The sequence below is a fragment of the Salifodinibacter halophilus genome, assembly GCA_012999515.1.
In the GTDB taxonomy this organism is placed as follows: domain Bacteria; phylum Pseudomonadota; class Gammaproteobacteria; order Nevskiales; family Salinisphaeraceae; genus Salifodinibacter; species Salifodinibacter halophilus.
Window position 1 is genome coordinate 1 of record JABEEB010000383.1, and the last position, 260, is coordinate 260.

At 63.8% G+C, this 260-nt stretch carries 1 protein-coding gene; it reads right to left on the minus strand.

Translation table 11 applies throughout. The features are described 5' to 3' along the window. A partial coding sequence (locus tag HKX41_12125) for a type IV pili twitching motility protein PilT (protein ID NNC24882.1) occupies positions 1–260 on the minus strand: 260 nt, incomplete at both ends.

The following is a 260-nucleotide window of genomic DNA, read 5'->3' on the forward strand; positions in this document are numbered from 1 at the left end:
ATCTCGATCTTGCCTTCCTTGTACAGCCGGAACAGGCACTGGTCGAACGACTCCATGCCGTCTTCCAGCGACTCTTCCATCGCCTGCTTGATCTCGTGCACCTGGCCGCGGCGCATCAGGTCGCGGATGTGCGGAGTGTTGATCAGCACTTCCGCGGCCGGGATGCGGCGGCCGTCGGTGCCGACCACCAGCCGCTGCGAAATCACCGCCTTGAGGTTCAGCGCCAGGTTCATCAGCACGTTCTTGTGCGCGGCCTCGGG